This window comes from Acinetobacter sp. YH12039 (genome assembly GCF_013420015.1).
GTDB classification, from domain to species: Bacteria; Pseudomonadota; Gammaproteobacteria; order Pseudomonadales; family Moraxellaceae; genus Acinetobacter; species Acinetobacter amyesii.
In genome coordinates, this window is the sequence record NZ_VOZA01000010.1 from 1 (window position 1) to 20,777 (window position 20,777).

Sequence of the window (20,777 nt, forward strand, 5' to 3'; positions counted from 1 at the left end):
GTCATGAGAAAGCCCATATAAATGGGTAATGTACAAGTTGCTGTAGAAGCATGTTTAATTCGTCTGATCACAGATACTTTATAAAGTATTTTAATACTTTTTTGAATCAGTCAATGCGTAAGTCCTATATAAACCAAATGCGCATAAACCAAATGCGCATAACCCGAATGTACAGAATCCTTCATCTCAGCATCCGTCAAATGTGCATCGTCCAAGCGCAAAGCCTCAGACGCCAGCTAAACCCAATACAAGTAAGCCCCAGCAGCAAAAACCACAGCAACAACGTCCTAAAGTAACGCCCGTGGATAAAGCTAAAACCCCGGGTGGATTTAACAGCCAGCGTCCACTTCGACCACAGGTTTAATGATTTTCAAGTAATAAAAAAGGACGCATTGACGTCCTTTTTTGTGTGCATTTACATTAAGCCTTTTTATATAAGCCTGCACGTACCGTACCTGCTTTGGTTTGTTTGATTTGCTGCCAACTGCTCGGCAGTTTTAACTGAGCAAGATCACGATCAGCTTCGATATAAATTAAACCATTGTCTGCAATGCAGGGATCGACCAACTCAGCAAGTTCCTGCCATAAATCAAGACTATAAGGGGGATCTAAGAAAATCAGATCAAATTGGTCTTTCAAGTTAGGAATGGCTTGTTGTGCCGTCATGTTTTTGAGTTGCACACGTTGTTTACTGACCCTTAGGAGTTCTAAATTGTCCATGAGGAACTTCGCTTGGGTACGATCAGGTTCAATTAAAACAGCTTCTGCTGCACCACGCGAGAGTGCTTCAAATGACAAAGCACCTGAACCTGTACAGAGGTCGAGGACTTTGGCATTTTGAACATCCCACATGAGCCAGTTAAATAATGTCTCACGGATACGGTCAGGTGTAGGGCGTAAACCGTCAATACTGGCAAAAGGCAGTTGACGGCGTTTCCATTCACCCCCAATGATTCTTAATTGATTTTTCATGAATTATTCCTCATCGGTTGCATGTGCGGCACTGGCAGCACGAGGTGGGGTATTTGCAGTATTCGATTGTTGAGTTGCACTGTTGTTCTGCTGAGCTGTTGGGGTTGCATTTGGATCGGCAGATAAAATATTCGAGCCGCTTGGTAATTCACTCGGTTTTAGACCTGCAGTCATGAGACCACCGCTAATTTGATGGCCTGCAGGACGAATTGGATTCTTTTTACGTGTTAATAACCAGTAGTCAAACATCGGTTTCGCAATTTGAGCAGCAGAACCACCGTGACGACCATTTTCCCAAACGACGGCAATGGCAATTTCAGGTTTTTCCGCAGGGGCAAAACCAACAAATAAACCATGGTCAAGTTGACGCTCTGTCAATAAGGACTCGTTATAACGTTTACCTTGGGCAATACTTTTAACCTGTGCAGTTCCTGTTTTACCTGCGATTTGATACATTGGGGTACGAATACCACGACCGGTCCCTGTTTGTACCACATCAATCATGGCATCACGCATTTTGATCCAATCATCTGGCTTACCATTAAATTGAATGCGACCATTAGGGGCGTTATGGACTTTGTGGACTTTAGAGCCTTTACTTTCACGCAAAACGTGAGGTGTAACATGAGAGCCTTGATTGGCAGTAATGGCAGTCGCCATCGCCAGTTGTAATGGTGTTGCAGTAAATGCACCCTGACCAATACTGACAGAAATGGTTTCACCTTTGAGCCAGTTGGACTTCCGTGTGCGGAGTTTCCATTCAGGATTTGGATATAGCCCCGTACTTTCACTTGGTAAATCAACACCGGTTTTTTCACCGAAGCCAAACTGACGCATCCACGTATTCATTTTTTCAATGCCCATACGATAGGACAAGACATAGAAGTAGGTATCGCAGGAAACGACTTGAGCTTTGTGTAAATTAACTGAACCATGACCAGTTTTTTTGTGGTCACGGAAACGATGGCTGTCACCCGGAAGCGTGAAGTAGCCTGGATCGGAAATGGCAGTACTCCAGTCCACTAGACCATAATGAATACCACCTAGACCAAACATTGGCTTAATCGTTGAACCCGGAGGATAAGCCCCTTGCACAGCACGGTTATATAATGGCTGATCGAGACTATCACGCAGTTCAGAATAATCTTTGCTGCTAATCCCGGTAACAAATAAGTTAGGGTTAAAACTTGGACTAGAAACGAGAGCAAGAATTTCCCCAGTACGTGGGTCAATCGCAACAATCGCACCACGTCGATCTGCAAGCTGCTCTGAAGCGACCATTTGCAGTCCATAATCTAGGGATAAATATAAGTCATTACCACGAATCGGATCTTTACGACCTAGATGACGTAACACATTACCAAAGGCATCGGCTTCAACCGACTCATTTCCCGGCATACCGTGTAAAAGTTCTTCGTATGATTTTTCAACGCCAATTTTACCGATCAGGTTTGAGCCAGCGTATAAATCTTTATCAATCGATTTTAGTTCTTTGTCATTAATACGACCCACGTAGCCAATCACATGGGCAAACAGTTCACCATGTGGATAGTAGCGAGTCATCTGGGTCTCTATATTGACACCCGGAAATTGATATTTTACCTCACTAAAACGGGCGATATCATTTTCATTTAAATTCAATTTTATCGAAACACGTTCAGTCTTTTTAGAGGTTTTAATTCGACTTTTAAAGCGTTCGATATCCTCATCTGTCAGTTCTAACAGAGGCGTTAGGCGCTCTACCGTATCATCAATATCTTCAACATCCGCTCGGCTCATGGTTGCTGAGAAAACTGGATAATTATCCGCTAATAACACGCCATTACGGTCATAGATATAACCGCGAGAAGGTGCAAGCGGTTGCAGTCGAATTCGGTTTTGATCTGCAGCAGTCGAAAAGGTCTCATAACTTTTGATTTGCAAATATGCATAACGTGCTACGAGTAACAGCATAAAGAAGGAGACAATCCCTATCGAAATCACCACGCGATTACGATAAATCCGCTTTTCTTGCTGGACATTTTTTAAAGGATAATGCTGCTTCATACGCGTTCGACTTAAAGACTGAGAGCTAAAATAACGGAAGAGGCATATTCTAGCGCAACTGACATTTTTTTGATAAATAAAAACGACTCTGCTGTGATTGCAGTCTATATTTTGACTTTGCAGACATGAAAAATATAGGGCTTTGTGTATAACAGTTCATATTATTCTGCTAAAGTCGAAACGTATAAAAAAGGAATAATCCAAAAAATAATACTAAGGAAGTTTGTGAAAACAATGAATAAATTATATCCATTGCTTGCATTTATGATGCTTGGAAGCATCGCACATGCCAATGACAATTCATTTTTACCTGAGGCAAAATTAACAGGTGAGGGTTATCAACCATGGAATGTTGGAGCAGGTTTTACTCAAAAAATTATTCACGTGAATGGTGAGTGGGTAAACACATATGGCATTGCCTATGCAAAAGCTGGTGTTTTCTTGAACGATGATAAAACACCTGGTGGGCAAGTCGGCTTTCGTCACCCAGTTCATCTCACTGGCAAAGATAAAAATGGTTATTATATCGGAGCTTATGCGGGCCACATCGACTCCAAGAAAGTAGATGGTGAAGATGAAGCGCGTTTAGGTGGTGGTATCGATCTTGCTTATGTGATGTTGAGTGCCGAGCGTATTAGTACGTTTAGTGTAGGCATGGGTGCGGGTGAAAAATTAGAAGACAAATCAGGTAATGTGATTGTGGAAACCGAACCGAGACTACAAATCTCATATACTTTAAGTTTTGGTTTGTAGTGAAAATAATCAACTTTATTTTATAACCGCACTCACTGAATAAAATTAAATATGGAAGTTATGCATGCTTGAGTACGTTAACGAATTGTGGCAAACCTTTTTGCAACGTCCCGATTTTTGGGCTGTGCTGAGTATTATCCCCGTTACCGCATTCGTTACCTGGGCACACGTTTGGATGGCACTGAAAATGGTGTTTTACCCGATTACTTTCTGGGGATTCCATTTAGGTCCATTACCCGTGGGATGGCAGGGGATTGTGCCAAGAAAAGCTGGACGTATTTCTGGCATTATTACGGATAACACATTGTCTAAATTGGGTTCCTTACGCGAGTTTTTGGATGCAATGGATCCTGAGGATATGGCGCGCATCATTGGTGAACAAGTTGGCTTTGAGCTTGAGCATTTGATTGATGAAGTCATGCTAGACCGAAATGCGGTGCTTTGGGAAAACCTACCGTATTCGATTAAACGCCGTATTTATGCCCAAGCACATAAACAGCTACCAAATACCTTAAAAGAACTCGTGACCGAACTGACCATGAACGTAGAGTCACTTGTTGACATGCGTGAAATGGTGGTGAGTCAAATGGAAGCGGATCGTCTCTTGATGGTGCGGATGTTCCTTAAAGTTGGCCAGAAAGAAATCAACTTTATTTGGCATATTAGTGCCTTGATTGGGATGTTCTTTGGTATCTTCCAGATGGTTGTTTGGTTTGTGGTGCCATGGCATTGGACAGTTCCATTTTGGGCAGCAATTTGGGGCTTTTTGACCAACTGGATTGCCATCTGGATGGTATTTAATCCCATTGAGCCGCACCCTGTTAAGTATTTGCAATTATTTGAATTAACTAAAGATCGTAAATTCCCTTGGATTAAACCTGTGATTCCACGTATTGGAACGTACAATGTTCAAGGCGCGTTTATGAAACGCCAAGAAGAAGTTTCGGATGTATTCGCAAGTGTAGTCACAGAAGACCTAATTACGTTAAAATCTATCATGACCGAAATGATGTATGGCGGGAAGAAAGATAAGACCCGTCGCATTGTGAAACGTCATATTAATGAAATTATGGAATCTCCACTGGTTCGTACCTCATTACAGTTGTCTTTAGGTCCAAAAGAGTACGCAAAACTCAAGACAGACTTGATCGATCGCTCAATTGAAATTACGATGGTGCCTGTATGCGACCCTGCGTTTAATGCGAGCCGTGCACAGAAAATCTTTCAAATGTTTAGAGACCGTATTCGTGAGCTAACACCGAAAGAATTTCAAAATCTATTACGTCCTGCATTTCAGGAAGACGAATGGATTTTAATTGTCTTGGGTGGTGTAACCGGTTTTATCGCGGGTACAATACATTTGTTTGTGGCTTTCTTATAATTAGATGCTGGAAGACGATCTGAATCTTGGGTTCAGATCACTACATAGCGTCATATACAATGTTTAAAATGAGGATGTTTTTTTATGCGCATTATATTACTCGGACCACCTGGAGCAGGTAAAGGTACACAAGCTCAGTTGATCTGTAAGCGCTACGATATCCCACAAATTTCAACCGGTGATATGCTCCGTGCTGCGATTCGTGAAGGTACTGAATTAGGTCTACAAGCTAAAAGCGTCATGGACAATGGCGGCCTTGTATCTGATGAGCTTATTATTGGTCTTGTAAAAGAACGCATTGCTCAACCTGACTGTGTCAACGGCTGCATTTTTGACGGTTTCCCGCGTACGATTCCACAAGCTGAAGCGCTTGAAAACGAAGGTATCAGCATCGATCACGTAATTGAAATTGATGTACCTGACGAAGAAATCGTTCAACGTTTATCTGGTCGTCGTCAACACCCAGCATCTGGTCGTGTATATCACACCGTTTACAACCCACCAAAAGTGGAAGGTAAAGATGACGAAACTGGTGAAGACCTTGTTCAACGTCCAGATGACCAAGAAGCAACAATTCGCAAGCGTTTAGGTTCTTACCACGCTGAAACTGAGCAATTGGTTGGTTTCTACCAAGGTCGTGCAGCTTCTGGCGAAAACGCACCGACTTATGACAAATTAAATGGTCTTCGTCCAATCGATCAAGTTCAAACTGATTTGTTCGCGATATTAGATCAGTCTAAATAATTCAACTTTTTTGAATTTTTGACAATCAAAGAGTCCTACTGCATAGTGGGGCTCTTTTTTTATGTGGCTTTTAGGGCGAATCTGTTATGAAATTTGCTTTGGTTATAATGGTCATCATCGCTGTGGCGGTGTTATTGGGCTTATTATTTGTCAGCTTTAAAATGTTGCGTAAGGTGCAAGTGGAAGAAGCAGAGCAAGCTAAACTGAGCCCGAAGCAATATCGCTTACATCCAAAGCTGCAGCAAGAGCTTGATAAAAAACAAAAAGAACAAGATAAAAATTAAGCATCAACTCGATCAATTGATTCTTACAAATTCCATCTGCCCCGAAATTGAAGAGATTAATCTTCAATTTGGGTGGTTTTAATCGGTCTTAATGCGCCAAAGTCAAAACGGTCGGGCCAATTACACACATCAGACACGATACATTCATCACATTTGGGTTTGCGGGCAATGCAGCAATAGCGTCCATGTAAAATCAGCCAATGATGTGAATCAACAATAAACTCTTTGGGGATGACTTTGACGAGTCGGTGTTCGACTTCCAGAACATTTTTGCCGACAGCCAATCCTGTTCGATTCCCTAAACGAAAAATATGCGTATCGACTGCCATGGTTGGTTGTCCAAAAGCAGTATTCAGCACCACATTTGCAGTTTTACGACCGACACCGGGTAAGGCTTCCAAATCTGCACGATTATTCGGAACGATACTGTTATGCTTCTCAATGAGCATCTTGCAGGCTTTAATGACATTTTCCGCTTTTGAGTTATACAGGCCAATGGTCTTGATATATTCCTTCAGTCCGTCAACACCTAACGCATAAATAGCTTCAGGAGTATTTGCTATTGGAAAAAGTTTATCTGTGGCTTTATTGACGCTAACATCAGTGGCCTGAGCAGATAGGGTAACAGCCACTAAAAGTTCAAATGCACTACTATAATTGAGTTCGGTTTTCGGGTTGGGGCGTTGCTCACGTAAGCGTTCAAAAAAAGTTTGAATTTGCTTCTTAGTCATGTTTTTAACAGCCATGATTAAGCCCCTTGCAGTTGTGTTAATTGTTGCGTGAGCGTATGGAGTAACTCACGTTTTTTTGCATCGTCTCGTACACTCAGCTGTTTTTCTAACTTTTTGATTTGTGTTCGAATTTTAGCAAGTTCAATGGTGGTTTTTGCATCGAGCTGCACGACTGGTGTAGTTGGTTTTTCTACGACTTCAATGACCGGTACCGAGTCTGTCTGGGTCGAAAATTGGGCAAAAAGTTCCGTATCAATTTCTGCGCGTACAACAGGGCCTTTACGATGAATTCGGCGCTTTTCCTCACGTTGAATATGTGCATAGTAGCGGCGACGTAAATCATTCTGTTCTGCGATTCGAACGGCTTCAGATGGCACTTGATCAAGCTCTTCGATAAGGTCGATACAATCCACTGGACAAGGTGGAATGCAGAGTTCGCAGCCCGTACATAAATCCATCAAGACGGTATGCATCAATTTGCCTGAGCCAATAATGGCATCGACAGGGCAGGCACTGATACATTTGGTACAACCAATACATTCATCCTCACGAATCACAGCTTTAACCCGTTGCGGGCGCCCATCACTTTGGATTGGCCAAACGCTGGCTTCTGCTGTTAAGTGTGGACGATTTAATAACGCTGCTAGTGAATCTGCCACAGGTTGACCACCGGGTATACATTTATTGGCTTCTTCTCCTTCACTGATGGCTTTGGCATAGGGTAAGCAGCCGTCTCGGTGTCCACAAAGTCCACATTGAGTTTGTGGCAATAGGGCATCAATTTGTTGGATGAGGGAAATTTCAGAAGTCATGGGTAGTCGCGAGTACAAATGAAGGCAGAGAAAAACCAAAGAGGACGTTGAATTCTAGCATGTTTCAGTATGAATTGCTGTGCGCAAAAATGGGTCTATAGATGCATCATAAATGAGCAAAATAATTCATTAAAATATTCCTAAAAGTAATAGTATTTATAACTAAAATATCTGATTAATCAATTTAAATCGCTGTTCTATAAAGAATTTAAAGATTTTTTAAAAAAACTATTGCTGATTAGTTACAAAAGATATTTAATATTTTGCGCCAAAATATATCTTTGATCAAAATTGTGATCAATTTTGATCCATACATCTGCTGAGGATTAAGTGTTGAAATATAACAGCCTTAACGACTTCCTAGACTACGTTAAAACACGTGATGAACATCAACCTGAATTTCTTCAAGCTGTTGAAGAAGTGATGACGAGCCTTTGGCCATTCATCGAAAAGAACCCACAATATGCTGACTACGGTTTGCTAGAACGTCTTGTTGAGCCTGAGCGTGCAATTCAGTTCCGTGTTTCATGGGTAGATGACAAAGGTCAAACTCAAGTTAACCGTGCTTTCCGTGTTCAATACAACTCAGCAATTGGTCCATTCAAAGGTGGTATGCGTTTCCACCCATCAGTGAACCTTTCAATTCTTAAATTCTTAGGTTTTGAACAAACTTTCAAAAATGCTTTAACTACACTTCCTATGGGTGGTGGTAAAGGTGGTTCAGATTTTGACCCTAAAGGTAAATCTGAAGGCGAAATTATGCGTTTCTGTCAAGCATTAATGATCGAGTTATACCGTCATCTTGGTTCTAACACTGACATCCCTGCGGGTGACATCGGGGTAGGTGGCCGTGAAGTTGGCTACATGGCTGGTATGATGAAAAAATTAAGCAACGACACAGCATGTGTGTTCACTGGTAAAGGTTTAACTTTCGGTGGTTCACTTGCGCGTCCTGAAGCAACTGGTTACGGTACTGTGTATTTCGCTGAGGAAATGCTGAAAACTCGTGGCGACAGCTTTAAAGATAAAGTCGTAACGATTTCGGGTTCTGGTAACGTTGCACAATACGCTGCTGAAAAAGCAATGTACTTAGGTGCGAAAGTGGTTTCACTTTCTGACTCAGCAGGTACTGTATACGTAAAAGACGGTTTCACAACGGAACTTCTTGCTGAAGTAATGGAATTGAAAAACGTTAAGCGTGGCCGTATTTCTGAATTTGCATCTAAGCACGGTTTTGAATATTTAGAAGGTCAACGTCCTTGGTCTATCAAATGTGATATCGCGCTGCCATGTGCAACTCAAAATGAATTAGATGAAGCTGATGCTGAAGCTCTTCTTGCTAATGGCGTAATCTGTGTTGCTGAAGGTGCGAACATGCCTTCAACTTTGGCTGCAGTTGAGAAATTCGTTGAAGCGAAAATTCTTTATGCACCAGGTAAAGCATCGAATGCGGGTGGTGTTGCGACTTCTGGTCTTGAAATGTCTCAAAACGCAATTCGTTTGGGTTGGACTTTCGAAGAAGTTGACGAGCGTCTACACGCGATCATGAAAGAAATTCACCGCAACTGCGTGAAATACGGTACTGAAGAAGATGGTACTGTGAACTACGTAAACGGTGCGAACATTGCAGGCTTCGTAAAAGTTGCTGACGCAATGCTTGCTCAAGGCGTTTACTAAGTTCTACGTAAGTTGAACTGAAAACCGAGGCTTCTGCCTCGGTTTTTTATGGCTGAATGGCTTGGAATATATAGAATTGTTGCTCAGTGTTCATGAGCCTAAGTTGGATTTTGCTATCTATAACGTTGAAGTGAAAATTTAAGGATTGGCTGAGCAAACGTTTTATATGAAGCTCTTGCTGATGTAATTGTGGGCAGAACTTCAGGGTACTCCCTACATCTCCTGTAAAACGCAAAGTATGCTTTTCTACATCATAATTGCGGCCAATGCGATTACAGCCACTAAAAAATGTTATACGGCCATTGTTGAATGTGAGAGTTATTGGGGCGGGTAGAGCCTTATTCTCTACGAGAACCCACGTCTTTTGAGTTAATTGTTCTGCTTCAAAATCACGTAAATCAGCAATTCGCTGTATGCCTTTAAAAATATAGGTCTGTTGATTGCGATTCTTCAGGATGAATTCAGGCAGGGCATTTTGCTTTTGTAGTAGCTTTAAATTTACATCGCTAAAGCATTGGCTGAACAGTACATCGTGATTTGAAAACTTTGCACGGCTGATCAGCGTTTCCAGTTGTGAAGATATAAAAAAACCGAGGCGTTGATCTCGGTTTTTTTATAGGCTGTAACTTACAACGTACCTTTTACAGCTTCACGTTCGACTGACATATCAAAAATATAGGCATATTTTGATTGATCAGCTGCAGGGTTTTTACGTTCAAAACGTTTTACGCGAATAATTTGGCGTTCTGCAGGAGTGTGCTTAAAGCCTTCAATTTGATCGTAAAATAAAGTCCAGTCTTTATCAACTTGTGTTTTTAAGCCTTTTTCATCGTACTTCACTTCACGCACTTGCAAACAAGTTTGTGGAGCAACACCTGTACATTGTTTGGTTTCAGGGCTGACTTCAAGGAAAATTGTTTCGCCTTGTGAGTTGTACTGGGTTTCAGGTGTTAATTTTCCAGTGAAAACCAGTTTCTCACCTGTTGCAGAAATAATCGTTAACGTTGGATTTTGTGGATCTGTGGTATTTAAGACAAAAGGTGCTTTACGGTCACTAAAGAGTGAAGATGCAAGTCCTTCTTGTTTCATCGCATTATCAGGACATGCCATCATGGTAGATGCAATGTTGCCTGTTACAAGTGTATTGTGTTCCACTTTCCATTGGGTTGACATGCTATTACAGCTGGTTGAAATACCCAAAGTGCCATTTTCTAGAAAATTTAAAACCAAAGGTTTTGGCGCATTTTCAGTGGTGGTGCTCCATTGATATGAAGCTAAAGTTTTATCAGCATTTTGTTGTTGTAATACGCTCACGGCTAAATCTCCAGCTTTTTGGATATCGCTTGATTGACATGCTGCAAGGACTAAAGGGAAGAGGGCGATCGCTAAATATTTTAATTTCATTACGCTAACTGTTCTAAGTGAATTTCAGCCTGTAGCATAACCCATTCATTTTAAAAAAATATGAATACATTCAGCTCAAATAAGTAGCAAAATGTATCCATGAATAATAATTTGTTAACTTATTAATATAAATTATGAATAAGTCAAACTACCAAGTTTATTTCACGTTTAATCAAAACGATAAATATCCATACCTAGTGAACCCATACTAAAACTACTGTGAACAATAGAGAAGCGGGGGCCTGCACCCATCGCAAAGAAGATAGGTGCAAAATGTTCAATGGTCGGATGGTTGCGTTGTACAAACGGAATATTTTGCCAATCGAGAACTTCATCAAAATCTTGATGAGTGAGCTTATTGACCACAAAATTACGGAATGTAGACGCCCATTCAGGCACGGCTGCTGCACGTCCATCCCAAGCCAATTCACGTAAGTTATGAGTAATACTGCCCGATCCAATCAACAGGATTTGCTTGTCACGTAAAGGTGCAAGCGTTTGTCCAATTTTATAGATCTCTTGCGCAGACATGGTCATCGGCAGTGATATTTCAATTACAGGAATGTCGGCATCAGGATACATATGCAATAACGGCATCCAAACGCCATGATCGCGTGGACGGGTGCTGTTGGCGTGTGCAGATAATCCTGCATTGGCAAGCAAATGGAGAATTTCTTCTGCGAGCTCTGGGTTACCCGGTGCTGGATAGCGAATATCATAAAGTTCCGCAGGGAAGCCACGGAAGTCATGCCAAGTTTCAGGACGGGCACTGGTACTTACTTCTAGTGCGTTACTTTCCCAATGTGCGGACATGATAATAATGGCTTCCGGTTTTGGAAGATTCAGGCTTAAACGTTCCAACGCAGGACCGACTTGCTCAGGATTGATGGCAAGCATAGGTGAGCCATGGGAAATAAATAAACCTGGAAGTGTTTGTAAATTCATCGCGGTCGCCGTTGGTTGTTTAAAGGAATATGATGATCATGCACTAAATTATTCAGCGTAACAATTCGGATAATTTCAACGGTTTGTTTCATTGTTGCAACGCTTGCTTGCTGTTGATGCTGGATGTCCGTTTAGATTAACCCGCACGATGGTAAGGGTGATTATGGTTAATACTCATTGCGCGGTATAGCTGTTCGATGAGCATGACACGAACCATTGGATGTGGCAAAGTCAGTTTAGATAAAGACCAATGCCACGCTGCAGCTTTACGTACCGCCTCAGAATGTCCATCTGGCCCACCAATGGCTAAAACCACATCATTGCCTTCAAGCATCCAACCTTTCATGGTTTCAGCCAGTTTTTCGGTACTGAACTCTCGACCACCGACTTCTAAGGCGATCAGTACTTCATTCGATTTCATGGCATTTAAAATGCTTTCACCTTCAATTTGACGGTATTTTAAAATGTCGGCTTCTGAATCGTTTTTGCCACGTTTGGCCATAGGCAGTTCAATGATCTGCGTTTGAACAAAAGGCTGAATACGTTTGAAATAATCTTCAAAACCCGTCAGAACCCATGCTGGCATTTTTTGACCGATTGTCAGAATACGAATTTTCATACAGCGCCTGAAAGTATACAAAAGAGCATTATAACGGTTCGCTTGCACTTTGTATGTTCAGACACAATTTGCAATTGAAATCGTGTTCTGCTTGCTGTTTAAATACGCAGCATAAACAGATTAGATCAAAGATGAAAATTGGAATAATAACAATGAAAAAAACATGGCAGGACGGTAAATTATTTTTGCTCAAGCAAGCAGCAATGCTTTCAATTTTTGGATGGTGTTCATTTGCGGCGTATGCCAACAATATTAGAACAGCTGAACCGGATAATTTAAAAGTCTATTTAGAGCAAATTATTGGTAATGAAGCTGAATATCGTAACTATAAGAATATTCAAGAGTTAAACCGGGTGTCTGCTTGGATTCGTGAGCAGATGCGTTTATTTGGTGTGAATTGTCGTTTTCAAACCTATACTGTAAACAGCCAACCATACCGTAATGTGGTCTGTCCCTTAAATGCAGGGCATAGCAACCGAGTGATCATTGGCGCGCACTACGATGTATTTGAGGAGCAGCATGGCGCCGATGATAATGCTTCTGGCGTTGCAGGTGTACTCGAAGCTGCTCGGATTCTTTCGGCTGAAAAAGCGCGATTAAAACAAAATATTGAATTTGTATTTTATACCCTTGAAGAGCCGCCGTATTTTAGAACAGAGTCGATGGGCAGTTTTATTCACGCAAAATCGGTAGCAAAGGAAAAGGATAAAATTTCAGGTGTGTATATTCTGGAAATGATTGGTTATTTTGATCCCAAAGTCACTCAAGATTATCCAGTTGGACTGAAATGGATTTATCCATCTCATACGAATTTTATTGCATCGGTGGGGAATATTCAGTCTCGTGACTTAACCTCATCGTATTGTGCGGCGATGGAGTCTTTGAAGCAACTACAATGTGAGCGCTTGATTTCACCTTCATTTATTCAGGGTGTGGATTTTTCAGACCATATGAATTATTGGCAATTTGATATGCCGGCGATGATGATCACTGATACGGCATTTTATCGTAATAAGCACTATCACACTGAGCAAGATACCCTGGATAAATTAAACTTAGACAAAATGGCTCAAGTGATTGATGGTTTAGTAAAAACCATCTTAAATTTGAAATGAGTGTCTTTAAAAGCATGACATAAAAAACGCAGCCCCGAAAGCCTGTGGACTGCGATAAAAGGTCATCTACCTGGAGATGTAGATGACCATCTTGTTCCAATGATCATCACGCTTTTACACGTGATTGGAACCAATAAAGAAACATACAGCGCGTATATCTCTCTACTATATATGTGGGATAGAGGGCGATATTTCAAGTAATAGCATTCAAATTTTGTAAGACTTTCTTATTGGCTATTATTGATCTTGATGTCGAATTTGAAATAGTTATCCAATCCATAGTTGTAGCTGTTGGCTTGAATCAGGTGGTTGTGAAGAATTTGAATGAAAAGTTTCGAATATACAGTATGAAATAATGGATATAAAAAAGCCCTGTCGAAACAGGGCTTTTTTCTTTTATTGCGAGTTGCTAGCGCTTAGTGACGTGCAGCTTTGCCACCTTCAGTTGCTTTGACAATCGGTGTCTTTGCAAGAGGTTTAGGCATATCAACCAAGGCTAGTGGTAAAATCTCATCAATCGATTTCACTGGTTTAATTTCTAGACCTTCTTTGACATTGTCTGGAATCTCAGCCAAGTCACGAACGTTGTCTTGTGGGATAAAGACAAGCTTGATGCCACCACGGTGAGCAGCGAGAAGTTTCTCTTTTAAACCACCAATGCGCATTGCACGGCCACCAAGACTGGTTTCACCGGTCATCGCAATATCTGGACGAATTGCAATGCCTGTAAACGCTGAAACAAGAGCGGTAGTTAGGGCTAAACCAGCAGATGGACCATCTTTCGGTGTTGCACCTTCTGGTAAATGCACGTGTACATCTGTTTCTTCAAAGCGAATCGCTTCAATACCTAGTTCATCTGCACGGGTACGTACAACGGTCATCGCTGTTGTGATCGATTCTTTCATGACATCGCCAAGAGAACCGGTGGTAATGAACTTGCCTTTACCTTTCACTGCTGCAACTTCAATTGTTAGTAGTTCACCACCAACAGATGTCCAAGCCAAGCCGTTTACACGACCCACTTCAGCTTCTTCTTCGGCCATACCGAAGTCGAATTTGTGTGGACCTAAGTAGTCAGGAAGATTTTTCGAATTCACTTCAATTTGAAGATTTCTCGCTTTCTTGCTCACTGCTTCTTTTACCACTTTACGTGCAATTTTAGACACTTCACGTTCTAAGCTACGGACACCGGCTTCACGTGTATAACGTTGTACGATATCGCGGATGGCTTCTTCGTGAACGGTTAATTCTTTCGCACGTAGACCGTTGTTCTTGATGGCTTTTGGAACAAGGTAACGTTCAGCAATATTCACTTTTTCATCTTCGGTGTAACCCGGTAGACGAATCACTTCCATACGGTCAAGCAAAGCTTCTGGAATATTCATGCTGTTTGCAGTACAGATGAACATCACTTCAGAAAGGTCTAGATCAAGATCTAAATAGTGATCATTGAACTTGCTGTTTTGTGATGGATCTAGGACTTCAAGCAATGCTGAAGCAGGGTCTCCACGGTAGTCTTGCGCCATTTTGTCAATTTCATCGAGTAAGAACAGTGGGTTCTTTACGCCAACTTTTGTCAAAGACTGTACAATTTTACCTGGCATCGCACCAATATAAGTACGACGGTGACCACGGATTTCAGCTTCATCACGCACGCCGCCAAGCGCCATACGGACAAATTCACGACCAGTCGCTTTGGCAACAGATTCACCGAGTGAAGTTTTACCAACACCTGGAGGACCAACTAAGCACAGGATTGGACCACGAAGTTTTTTCACACGTGATTGAACAGCAAGGTATTCCACGATGCGGTCTTTCACGTCGTCTAAACCATAGTGATCGGCATCAAGAATATCTTGAGCTTTCGCAAGGTTAATGCTGACTTTGCTAGCTTTGTTCCAAGGCGTATCTAAAATAACTTCTAGGTAGTTACGCACGACAGCAGCTTCGCTTGAAGCAGGTTGCATCGCTTTTAGCTTGCGGAACTCATTTTCAGCTTTTTTACGTACATGTTCAGGTAAATCGGCTTCAGCTAGACGTTTTTCAATTTCTGCAACGTCATCTTCAGCACCGCCATTCATGTCAGAAAGTTCGCGTTGAATGACCTTCATTTTTTCATTTAAGAAGTATTCACGCTGATTCTTTTCCATTTGGCGTTTTACAGAATCATGTAAGGTTTGCTCAATTTGCTGTTCTTCTGACTGTTGTAATAAGTAGGTCATGAGTTCAGCTAAATGTGCTTCAAATTCATCATGCTCTAAGAATTTTTGTTTGACATCAATATTCAGAGGCACGCGTGTTGCTACGAAGAATAATAATTGCAGTAAATCATCAATTTTATTGGCTGCTGCAATCAATTCACGTGCATTACGCAGTTTTGCTTCTGCATATTGAGCAAATAAGGTACGTAATTCTTCGACACGGTTATTCTGAGTTTCTGAGTCTACAGAAACCGTCATTGGGCTTAATGAATGCTCGGCAGTCAGGTAATCATCGGCATCGATAATTTTTTCTAGCTTGGCACGATATAAGCCTTCAATCAGTACTTTTATACAGTTTTCATCATTCTCATGATTCACAACTTGCACAATCTTCGCGACAGTACCGTATTGATATAAATTGTCGTGATCAATTTCTTCTGTAAGCGAATCTTTTTGTGCAACTACGAATACAAGATTGTCACTGTCACGTGCGACATTGACTGCATTGATCGACTTTTCGCGACCCACAAACAGTGCAATTTGCATGTGAGGATATACAACCACATCTCGTAGCGCTAAAAGCGGTAATACGCTCGGAATTGTAGTTTCCAAGCTTTCTTCATTCATAATAATCTCAGACATGGGCACTCCTAATGAGTGACAACGGTGTTGCCATGTTTTTTATAGTGATGTGTATTTTTTAAATTACAAGGGTCATGCCAATTAAAATGTATAAAAAATGACTAAATATGTGATTTTTAAGTGTAACTCAGCGTCAAAAATATCAAATTAACGTTTGAAACTTAAAGTTTGAGATGGGCTGATAAAGCCATCTAGCGGTTGATCCCATGCTTCTCGGACTAAGGGGTCTTGGATGAGTTGAAAATCGTGACCAAGTCCTAAACGGTAGGGTATAGAGTGAGCTGTTGCTAATGTTTTATCGTAGAAGCCACCCCCCATGCCAATACGTGTGCCGTACTTGTCGCAAGCGAGCAAGGGCATGATTAAAAGGTCAAGATGAGAAACATGCTTCCCACGACTCGCCATAGGCTCTTTCATGCCGAGTGGGTGATGAGAAAAACGTTTACTAATGTATTGATGACGTGAGATTTCAACCCAAACCAGTTGCTGATTCATGTTGCAAATCATGGGTAAATACACGTGTTTTTGATGCGAAAAACAGTAGTGGATAAGCTTTTGAGTGTGAATTTCACCAAATGCATGTAAATAAACGCCTATATGCTGACTGCGCTTAAAATAACTGAGTCTGATTAAACGCTGTAGGACTTGTTGTTCAGCTTGTCGTTGCTCCCATAGGTTTAGGTTACGACGCTGCTTACGGAGTTGTTTACGAAGGCTGGTGGTGCTCAAAGTCATGATTCATTTCAAAGTAGCACAAAATTCTCAAAGGCATTTTAACGCGTTCAAGCTTAAAAGTCCGAAGAAATAGATTTTATCTTTTTTATATAAAGCGTTCCTTAAAACACTAGTCGGCTTAAGGAACGCGGACTTATTTAAGGCTTTTTAATACCAAGAATTTGGACGTCAACACGACGATCTGCTTGTAAGCAAGCTTTTAAGGCATTTCGATCTTGCACATCAAAACAACCATTGGTTACAGGCTGAGTTTCACCTGCTGAAGCGAAACTTAATTTGTTTCCAGCAATCCCTTGGTTCATTAAGTAATTTTTGACAGTCTGTGCACGTTGCAATGCAAGTTGCTGATTATATTGTTCACTGCCTAAACGGTCGGTATGGCCGGTAAGCTTAATCATATCAATCACGTGCATATTGGTTATTAAGTTTAGTTGCTAGTTCATTCAAGCTTGATTTACCTGCAGGAAGTAAATCATTTAGTTTGCCACCATTAAATTTAAATAAAGAATCGGCAGCTAAATTTATATTATCTAAACTAGGTTCAATTGGTTTTATCACATTATTTAGAGCATTTTCTCTAATCGGGCAATTATTAATCGTAGTGCCATCATTATTTAATATAATAGGTTTGCCATTATTATCAACTGTAAGTAATAAGTTATTCAAAAGTGACTTTTCGTTTACACAATAGCTAACTGAATAATTTTTACAATGAGTTGTACAATTTTTCACCTTAAATTGGTATTCGCCTTCTTTTAAATAAAAATCAGCAGAATTATTAATATAAAAATCACCCGCTTTAAATTCATCTATATAGAGTTTAGTTGCACATTTTTGGTTCTTAGCTTGATCATCTGCGCATAATTTTTCATCACGTTGCACATGTATTTTGTATGCATCAATCATATTGTTTTGAAACAATAAATTATCTGGTTTTGCATATTTATTTACGCCAGGAAAAGTTGAACATGCGACAACTGAGCGTCCACAAGTTGAAGTGACTGTGACACCGAATGGTGACATCGTACAGACTTACCCTGATGACACTGATCCATCCACAATTACGCCTGACCAAATTACGGTTAAAGATCCAAATGGCAAAGACATCGTGGTTGAGTTTGGTACACCTGAGACTCAACCAGACGGTTCAATTACGGTAACGGGTAAAGTGCCAGAGGACGTTGAAGGCAAAGTTACGGTTAATGTACCAGAAGGTTCATATGAAGACACTTCGGGTAACCTGGGTCTACCAGGTACAGGCAACGAAAACATCAATATGGTTCCGCTTGTAGCAGAAGTGACGATTACACCAGATGGTAAGATTACTGTAACTTATCCTGATGATGTTGATCCATCGACGATTACAGAAGATAAAATCGTTGTTGAAGGTCCAAATGGTCCAATCGAAGTACCATTTACGCCGCCAGTGGAACAACCTGACGGCTCTTATATTGTGACTGGTGAAGTACCTCCAGGTGTTGATGGTAACGTTACAGTAACTGTCCCTACAGATAGCTATGAAGATGAATCAGGTAATCCGGGTGAGGAAGTAGATAAAACTGTCCCAGTGGACAATATCGCTCCTGAAGTTGAGACAACCCAAGTGGTTACGATAGAAGATCAAAGTGTGACATTAACATGGGCGCATTTTGGTATTTCAGATGCAAATACAGCAAATGATCAGCTTGTTATTACGGTAACAAATCTGCCAAAAGACGGTGTATTGACAATCGTAGATGCTGCTGGGAATAAAACACCAATCATCGCGGGTCAAACACTATCTTATGCTGATATTAAGGTATGAAAATTTATGCTATTACAGAGGACGGAACTCGAGTATTGCTTGGAACTGCGGATACAAATGGCAATTTAAGTTTTGTCGCTGATGGAATGAGTATCGAAGGTTCAAACTTAGTGGCGATTGCACCACCAAGTTTGGCTGTTACGGGTAATTCTTTACAGTTGAACGTGAAGCTTGAATCTCTTGCAACTGAAAAATCGAATGGTTCAACTGCAAGTTCAGAATTAGAGTTCGGTGTAATTTTGTATCCTGCTTCTGTAACAAACGTAGCACCTGAAATTGAAATTGAACCAGAAGTAGTCACTGTTGGTGCAGCTGTTGCCGGTCAAAAAATTGCTGCTTATGCTGCATCGGATGCAGATAATGATAGTCTGACTGTGACATTTGCTAATGGCTCGACAGTTAGTGCCGACGGTTTCTATCAATTATCATTGGCTGATCAATCTGTAACCTTAACTCAGAAAGGTGCGGATCAGCTAAATTCAGGTGCTGTATTGCCTTCGATAAGTCTTCAAGTTACTGATGGTAAAGTTACAACTCCTGTAACTGGCAATGCTGAACTCATTGAGTTAAAAGCAACATTAACAAGTGAAATTTCGGTATCAGGGTCAACATCAGGTGGAACTGGTGGTGGTGCGTCAAGTTCAGTGATTAACGTTCCAAACCTAGGTACGATTTATAAAGATGCACAAGGTAATTATGTTTCTGATGATCTTGTTGCGGGTGCGAAAATTGTAGATATTGCTGCACAGATGCAAGCTATTATCAATGATCCACAGTATGGTAATGATTTCAATAAAATTAACGAAGCGCTAAGAATCTTTACTAATTTGAAAAGTGAAATTAACGTTTCTGAAATTATTATTATCAATTGGGAGAAAATTGACAAAGTTCTGACTCAGAATGAGCTTGGGCTTAATTTCTCAAATAGTTTCCCTAAAGACTTTGGAGGTGAAAAAGGTACTCCGAGTGACTGGATTGTATTTGATGAAGCGTATTCAGGTGAAAAATATCCTGTCAATTCAATGATTTTAAACAACTCTGATACAACCAACTATAATGATGGTTTTAACTTGAGTATTACGGGTGTCCAAAATGTAAGTGGTTTCCAAATTAATATGTTGGAAGGTGTGCTATTTGCGGATGGAACTCAAATTGCTAAGACAGATGAGAAAAATCAAAATGGACAGGATCAACTTGGTGTAATAGCTCCGGAAGCAGGCGTTCCAGAGAAAGTTTTACAATTTACTTTACATGCAGAAGTTCTAAATGATGCAGAGGCAAATGTGAATGTAAATGGTGTGAAATTTAAATCTGCTGCTCTTGATGCTTTAGTTGATGCCAAAGTTTCGGTAAATGGTATATCAGTAAGCAAAGATTCAGATGGGTATTATGCTTATCAAGGCACTTCAAGTAGTCAAGTTGAAGATTTTGTAGTGAAAGTTACAGTCCCTGAAACCTCAATTCAAGATGTAAATGTACTTACAACCCAGCTCGAAACAGAGTTAGGAAACAGTGACTGCGACAGCATCGTTTGCGATGTTCTCATTAGAAAGTGAAAGTTTACTTATTGGTGATGATATTGTTTTTGACCTTCTTGCAGATGACAATTTGGGCGGTAATACATTAACAACAGTAAATGATTTTTCTATTGCTGACCAAATCGATATCTCTTCATTACTTTCTGACGATGCAACTGAAGCGAATCTCGCAGAGTTTGTAACAGTAGCATATGACGAAGAAACTGATTCAGCTGTGATTTCAATTGACCGTGATGGCACATCAGGTCTGAAATACGAATCACAAGATCTCGTGGTCTTGCTCAATCAAACGAGCAAAGTCGAACTAGATGACCTAATCAACAATAATCAAATTATTTACTAATCATTTGATGAACTAAAAAAGCACCTTCGGG

Annotated in this window: 22 protein-coding genes; 10 read left to right on the forward strand and 12 right to left on the reverse strand. The window is 40.7% G+C overall.

Annotated elements, in window-relative coordinates; genetic code table 11:
- Positions 1 to 202: 202 nt before the first annotated feature.
- Positions 203 to 364 (forward strand): hypothetical protein, encoded by a 162-nt coding sequence (locus tag FTT98_RS06195; protein ID WP_180040677.1) that lies wholly within the window; start codon positions 203 to 205, stop codon positions 362 to 364.
- Between the two features lie 56 nt (positions 365 to 420).
- Here the strand turns inward: FTT98_RS06195 and rsmD are convergent, their stop codons facing one another.
- Complete coding sequence (gene rsmD, locus FTT98_RS06200) at positions 421 to 972, reverse strand: 16S rRNA (guanine(966)-N(2))-methyltransferase RsmD (protein ID WP_180040679.1); 552 nt, start codon at positions 970 to 972, stop codon at positions 421 to 423.
- Between the two features lie 3 nt (positions 973 to 975).
- Positions 976 to 3,018, reverse strand: coding sequence for a penicillin-binding protein 2 (gene mrdA / locus FTT98_RS06205; RefSeq protein ID WP_180040681.1), 2,043 nt, complete (start codon positions 3,016 to 3,018; stop codon positions 976 to 978).
- Positions 3,019 to 3,252: 234 nt separating this feature from the next.
- On the opposite strand from mrdA, the gene FTT98_RS06210 reads away from it, so the two are divergent.
- From FTT98_RS06210 to FTT98_RS06225, 4 genes are all read left to right on the forward strand, one after another.
- Entirely contained in the window at positions 3,253 to 3,771 is a 519-nt protein-coding gene (locus FTT98_RS06210; protein WP_180040683.1) for a hypothetical protein, read from the forward strand.
- A gap of 64 nt (positions 3,772 to 3,835) precedes the next feature.
- The gene (locus FTT98_RS06215; protein WP_078189867.1) at positions 3,836 to 5,152 is read left to right on the forward strand and encodes a hypothetical protein; all 1,317 of its coding nucleotides are present in this window, start codon (positions 3,836 to 3,838) and stop codon (positions 5,150 to 5,152) included.
- 84 nt (positions 5,153 to 5,236) lie between these two features.
- Entirely contained in the window at positions 5,237 to 5,896 is a 660-nt protein-coding gene (gene adk, locus FTT98_RS06220; protein WP_078189866.1) for an adenylate kinase, read from the forward strand.
- An 86-nt stretch (positions 5,897 to 5,982) separates the two neighbouring features.
- The gene (locus tag FTT98_RS06225; RefSeq protein WP_180003963.1) at positions 5,983 to 6,180 is read left to right on the forward strand and encodes a hypothetical protein; all 198 of its coding nucleotides are present in this window, start codon (positions 5,983 to 5,985) and stop codon (positions 6,178 to 6,180) included.
- A gap of 56 nt (positions 6,181 to 6,236) precedes the next feature.
- On the opposite strand, the gene nth is transcribed toward FTT98_RS06225, so the two are convergent.
- A complete protein-coding gene (gene nth, locus FTT98_RS06230) occupies positions 6,237 to 6,926 on the reverse strand; it encodes an endonuclease III (RefSeq protein ID WP_180040685.1) in 690 nt (229 codons plus the stop codon).
- A 2-nt stretch (positions 6,927 to 6,928) separates the two neighbouring features.
- Positions 6,929 to 7,723 (reverse strand): RnfABCDGE type electron transport complex subunit B, encoded by a 795-nt coding sequence (locus tag FTT98_RS06235; protein WP_180040687.1) that lies wholly within the window; start codon positions 7,721 to 7,723, stop codon positions 6,929 to 6,931.
- Between the two features lie 330 nt (positions 7,724 to 8,053).
- On the opposite strand from FTT98_RS06235, the gene gdhA reads away from it, so the two are divergent.
- On the forward strand, positions 8,054 to 9,400 hold the full coding sequence (gene gdhA, locus FTT98_RS06240) for an NADP-specific glutamate dehydrogenase (protein WP_227591817.1): 1,347 nt from the start codon (positions 8,054 to 8,056) through the stop codon (positions 9,398 to 9,400).
- A 46-nt stretch (positions 9,401 to 9,446) separates the two neighbouring features.
- Here the strand turns inward: gdhA and FTT98_RS18340 are convergent, their stop codons facing one another.
- From FTT98_RS18340 to rlmH, 4 genes are all read right to left on the reverse strand, one after another.
- Complete coding sequence (locus FTT98_RS18340) at positions 9,447 to 9,983, reverse strand: META domain-containing protein (RefSeq protein ID WP_180040732.1); 537 nt, start codon at positions 9,981 to 9,983, stop codon at positions 9,447 to 9,449.
- A gap of 44 nt (positions 9,984 to 10,027) precedes the next feature.
- Positions 10,028 to 10,804, reverse strand: a complete 777-nt coding sequence (locus tag FTT98_RS06250) for an META and DUF4377 domain-containing protein (protein ID WP_180040690.1) — start codon at positions 10,802 to 10,804, stop codon at positions 10,028 to 10,030.
- A gap of 168 nt (positions 10,805 to 10,972) precedes the next feature.
- Complete coding sequence (locus tag FTT98_RS06255; RefSeq protein ID WP_180040692.1) at positions 10,973 to 11,749, reverse strand: dioxygenase; 777 nt, start codon at positions 11,747 to 11,749, stop codon at positions 10,973 to 10,975.
- Between the two features lie 136 nt (positions 11,750 to 11,885).
- Positions 11,886 to 12,368: a 23S rRNA (pseudouridine(1915)-N(3))-methyltransferase RlmH gene (rlmH, locus tag FTT98_RS06260; protein WP_180040694.1), complete on the reverse strand. Its 483-nt coding sequence runs from the start codon at positions 12,366 to 12,368 to the stop codon at positions 11,886 to 11,888.
- Between the two features lie 152 nt (positions 12,369 to 12,520).
- On the opposite strand from rlmH, the gene FTT98_RS06265 reads away from it, so the two are divergent.
- The gene (locus FTT98_RS06265) at positions 12,521 to 13,483 is read left to right on the forward strand and encodes a M20/M25/M40 family metallo-hydrolase (protein WP_373685131.1); all 963 of its coding nucleotides are present in this window, start codon (positions 12,521 to 12,523) and stop codon (positions 13,481 to 13,483) included.
- Between the two features lie 416 nt (positions 13,484 to 13,899).
- Here the strand turns inward: FTT98_RS06265 and lon are convergent, their stop codons facing one another.
- The 4 genes from lon to FTT98_RS06285 form a co-directional block, all read right to left on the reverse strand.
- The gene (gene lon, locus FTT98_RS06270) at positions 13,900 to 16,326 is read right to left on the reverse strand and encodes an endopeptidase La (RefSeq protein WP_180177167.1); all 2,427 of its coding nucleotides are present in this window, start codon (positions 16,324 to 16,326) and stop codon (positions 13,900 to 13,902) included.
- A gap of 147 nt (positions 16,327 to 16,473) precedes the next feature.
- Positions 16,474 to 17,061 carry a 5-formyltetrahydrofolate cyclo-ligase gene (locus tag FTT98_RS06275; protein WP_180040696.1) on the reverse strand — a complete coding sequence of 196 codons (588 nt, stop codon included), beginning with the start codon at positions 17,059 to 17,061 and terminating at the stop codon, positions 16,474 to 16,476.
- Positions 17,062 to 17,198: 137 nt separating this feature from the next.
- Complete coding sequence (locus FTT98_RS06280) at positions 17,199 to 17,459, reverse strand: OmpA family protein (RefSeq protein ID WP_180040698.1); 261 nt, start codon at positions 17,457 to 17,459, stop codon at positions 17,199 to 17,201.
- 1 nt (position 17,460) lies between these two features.
- Positions 17,461 to 18,084, reverse strand: coding sequence for a hypothetical protein (locus tag FTT98_RS06285; RefSeq protein ID WP_180040700.1), 624 nt, complete (start codon positions 18,082 to 18,084; stop codon positions 17,461 to 17,463).
- Here FTT98_RS06285 and FTT98_RS06290 point away from each other — a divergent pair.
- From FTT98_RS06290 to FTT98_RS06300, 3 genes are read left to right on the forward strand one after another with little or no spacing between them, the layout of a single operon-like run.
- Positions 18,065 to 18,865 carry a cadherin-like domain-containing protein gene (locus tag FTT98_RS06290; protein ID WP_180040702.1) on the forward strand — a complete coding sequence of 267 codons (801 nt, stop codon included), beginning with the start codon at positions 18,065 to 18,067 and terminating at the stop codon, positions 18,863 to 18,865. The genes FTT98_RS06285 and FTT98_RS06290 overlap by 20 nt on opposite strands.
- Positions 18,862 to 20,421 carry a hypothetical protein gene (locus tag FTT98_RS06295; protein ID WP_180012170.1) on the forward strand — a complete coding sequence of 520 codons (1,560 nt, stop codon included), beginning with the start codon at positions 18,862 to 18,864 and terminating at the stop codon, positions 20,419 to 20,421. Before FTT98_RS06290 ends, FTT98_RS06295 begins: the two co-directional genes overlap by 4 nt.
- Positions 20,402 to 20,746 (forward strand): type I secretion C-terminal target domain-containing protein, encoded by a 345-nt coding sequence (locus FTT98_RS06300; RefSeq protein ID WP_180012168.1) that lies wholly within the window; start codon positions 20,402 to 20,404, stop codon positions 20,744 to 20,746. The genes FTT98_RS06295 and FTT98_RS06300 overlap by 20 nt, the downstream gene beginning before the upstream one ends.
- The last annotated feature ends 31 nt before the right edge of the window (positions 20,747 to 20,777 follow it).